Raw genomic sequence first — 3,353 nt, forward strand, 5'->3', positions numbered from 1 at the left:
AATTACGTAGAATGAATCTGATACTCTCCGACTTTTCATAGTCTGTCTGGGTAGGGGTTCAGCGTAGCTGAAGGGTTAGCCCTATGCTCTCTGGTGGTTCTTGCCTCACTCTTCTTTATATTCATAAAACGTTCGATCTATGCAATTGTAATGAATACTTAGGCGAGCGGAAAAAATTTCCTAAAAATGCATAAATATTCATCGTTTTTTCGCAAATTAAGTTAAGCCCAAGAATCTACGCATGGACGCATACTCTAAGCTAAAAGCAGTTTTGCAGAAAGGCAGGTAACGGCTACGCCTATGCAACATGATGCAAATAGCATGATCGGGAATCAAAATGCGCTAACTATAAACTCAATAAAATTAGAAATTTGTCATATGTGACAGTAATAGATATTACTAAGTAATATCTATTTGGTTCGCATACGTTAAGATCACCCTGTTAGGGCTTTTGCATCATAGTTAGGTGACCAATTGAACTTATTTTTAGGTTTTGTTGGAGGTGTATTTTTTGGTGTTCGTGATGAATTCACCATTTTTTGTTTTGACTGTGTTTTAGTCGTTATTGAACTTTCAACTCCCTTGTCTTCTTTCAATCGTGTATTCAAGTGACGATTTACATATCTCGCAAATGTTGAGTATGAGTAGGTGATAGCTCCTTCCGCTTGAAGTGTTTCCCAGATAGCCTTGATAGAATAGCCGTTGTCATATGCCATCTGGATCTCTTTTTTTTGAGCTAAAAAAAGTGATAAGTTCAATCCAGAACTTTTCATTAGCTTACCCTTTCGTATTTTAACTCTATCTGACAGTGATAATGGCATTTGGTCTACTTTTGAGATTAAGTGCGAATATTTATGGTATAACACTATGAAAACAAAGCGAAGGCATAATGTACAGTGGAAATTATTAATTTCTCATTTGGTATGTCAGTTAATAGCAATATATCGCAGTGTATCGCGTTTTTTATCGTGGATTATCGCTATGATATATCAGGCAGGATAGGTAAAGTACATGTACCACGCGAGCGGGTATCATATTCTTTACTTTGTCCTTATTCGCACTGCGTGCTCAACGTCTCCTGCTCTACGAGGCGAACTAATTATTATACCTCCTTAAATTTAACGTCAATCAAAATCAAAATTTGATCGTGTTTTATTGGGATTTGATTTACATTCAAAACTTGGATTTGATACATCAACTTATGCTTTTGAGGTCTTTATGGAATTAAAAGAAATGCAAACGGCATTCGATGCGGGTGGGTTAATTTCTGCTACGGTTTTTCGAGCGCCATTAGTAGGCGGATATATGCTTTCTGTAAAAACAAAAAACGGACGTGATCACCCTATGACATCTCAACGAGATGCAAAAGGCCACCCAAGAGGGTTTAAAACTATCGATGCGGCAGTGGCTAATGCTCAAAAAGTTGGATTTACTAAGATCACTGTTGAATTTGGGTGATTAATGGTGCGCTACGTGTTCTAAATTCAAGTAACAGGGCAATGCCTGGTTAAAATTCACGTAGCGAACACGATAAATATTACCAAGTAATATTTATAACTCCAATCTTACATAACATGCGTTATGCGCAGTGACAAACATTAGCCTTTTTAGTTTATTGCTAGATTGGATACATGACTGTAATTACACGGAATTATTTACAGGCCCCCTAAATTAATATGGGTTACATTTCAGCATTAAACTTATCGATTGCATCGAATACATCAAATCCTTTTTTAAACTCAGGATTTGAAACGAATTTGTAAAAATCATCAGGGTTTAATTTGTTTAATGACTCTCGCATACTATCAGTCTCGATAATTACTTTATGAAGCTTTAGCCAGTCGTCTAAAGCTGTTCTATCTTTTGTTTTAATCGTGTAGTTCACAAGTGTTATAACATAATTTCCACGCTCTTTTTCAGAGCATGAATCTTGTTCTGAAGAGTGTATAAATATAATTACGGCTTCCATAGTCTTTTGGTCAAGAGTAGAGATCCAAGACGTGTCTATGTTGTCCATGTTTATTTTTCTATGTCTGTAGGATGAACATTCACCTACTTTTTTTTCGTAGTTAATGTAGCTTTCAGCTAAAGCTAATCCCTCCGAGTAAGGTGAATTAATTATCTCTGAATTAGAATAAAAAGACGTACTGATTAAGATTGAAATTAATATTTTTTTATAATGCATTGTATGTGCATCTCCAAAACTTTCGTTCTTCACCACTCGTTGATTCCGCAGCGGAGAGAGCAATTGTTCTTAGGCGTCCCTGTCTTATTAGGCCTATAGATTTAAAAGAGTTTTGGAGTAAAGACCAGTCATAACTCCACACATTATAACCCATTGAAGCAAATGTGGCTGCTGCATAAGTATTTCGACCTGCAAATATCTGAAAAATTGGTACCTTTTTTATTATTTGTCCTAATAATGTAGACATTTCCACTACATTATTCATATCTGCAACATAAGCTAGAGTTCTAGCGCTAGGTTTAAATCCTTTCACTGTACAAAATTGACCTTGCATAAATAATTATCCAATAAAGTTAATGTTATTTAACAATATTATCATCATTTAAAATTAAGTTATCACTAAAGGCATAGGTAAAATAACTATATTGAAGCAATAACAGGTGTTTTTACATATTGTAGTGGTTTATTGAATTTGGCCTCCTAGTTGGAAGCTTTTTATAACTAGGGCTAAAATCGCCCCTGAGTGGCCTATTGAACATAAAGGTGATAATGCGCAGTGCCATTTCATCACTCAAGCAAATAAACATCCCTAAGCCTCGTTTTAGCGACTTAAAATCGCTTTTAGCCGGTAGTTTTGGAAAGATGATTTTGCACTATATTGGGGAAAGTGTGATTCAGTTAATTTTGAGCTGAAAAGCTCTATTTTAAGAGGTTTTTTGGTTTGGACGAATAAATGATGATTTATAATGGGTTGTAGCGATAAAACCTTGCCGTTTTCACTAATTGAAAGTAATATTTTGTCCAGATGTGAAAAAACCAGCCTGTAAGCTGGTTTTTTCGGATACTTCACTTCATTGGTTGACCGCCAGAAGTCCGTTAATAATAGTCATTTATTAACGCGCTTTCAAGAAGTATTCTCAGATCTGTTTGGAATCATGATGTTTTGGACAGATGTTAGCATCCCGCTACTAATCAAGGATTGTCAGATATGGTAGCCAGCGAACAAACAAACCCTAAATGATGTAATACGGCACTCAACTTCACTACACTAGGTTGAGAGTAAGCCTAACGGTAATAAGGTTTGTTTCTCCCACTGTGACGGGAAGTCTCTTTTGAGGCTCCAACGGGAGGGCGTAGGGTGTAGCTGAAGGTGGATATATCTCTCAGT

At 36.1% G+C, this 3,353-nt stretch carries 4 protein-coding genes; 1 reads left to right on the forward strand and 3 read right to left on the reverse strand.

What is annotated here, in order from left to right:
• Positions 1-434: 434 nt before the first annotated feature.
• Entirely contained in the window at positions 435-821 is a 387-nt protein-coding gene (locus tag BT797_RS20745) for a TraK family protein (RefSeq protein WP_075473347.1), read from the reverse strand.
• 412 nt (positions 822-1,233) lie between these two features.
• On the opposite strand from BT797_RS20745, the gene BT797_RS20750 reads away from it, so the two are divergent.
• Positions 1,234-1,458, forward strand: a complete 225-nt coding sequence (locus tag BT797_RS20750) for a plasmid replication protein RepB (protein WP_244534285.1) — start codon at positions 1,234-1,236, stop codon at positions 1,456-1,458.
• 223 nt (positions 1,459-1,681) lie between these two features.
• Here the strand turns inward: BT797_RS20750 and BT797_RS20755 are convergent, their stop codons facing one another.
• Positions 1,682-2,221 carry a hypothetical protein gene (locus BT797_RS20755; protein WP_139291947.1) on the reverse strand — a complete coding sequence of 180 codons (540 nt, stop codon included), beginning with the start codon at positions 2,219-2,221 and terminating at the stop codon, positions 1,682-1,684.
• On the reverse strand, positions 2,175-2,519 hold the full coding sequence (locus BT797_RS20760) for a hypothetical protein (RefSeq protein WP_075473350.1): 345 nt from the start codon (positions 2,517-2,519) through the stop codon (positions 2,175-2,177). The genes BT797_RS20755 and BT797_RS20760 overlap by 47 nt, the downstream gene beginning before the upstream one ends.
• Positions 2,520-3,353 lie beyond the last annotated feature (834 nt).

Source organism: Moritella viscosa, from assembly GCF_900120065.1.
GTDB classification, from domain to species: Bacteria; Pseudomonadota; Gammaproteobacteria; order Enterobacterales; family Moritellaceae; genus Moritella; species Moritella viscosa.

Coding starts and splice junctions, on each gene's coding strand:
- BT797_RS20745 (WP_075473347.1), bottom strand. CDS start 821: ATGCCATTATCACTGTCAGATAGAGTTAAAATACGAAAGGGTAAGCTA.
- BT797_RS20750 (WP_244534285.1), top strand. CDS start 1,234: ATGCAAACGGCATTCGATGCGGGTGGGTTAATTTCTGCTACGGTTTTT.
- BT797_RS20760 (WP_075473350.1), bottom strand. CDS start 2,519: ATGCAAGGTCAATTTTGTACAGTGAAAGGATTTAAACCTAGCGCTAGA.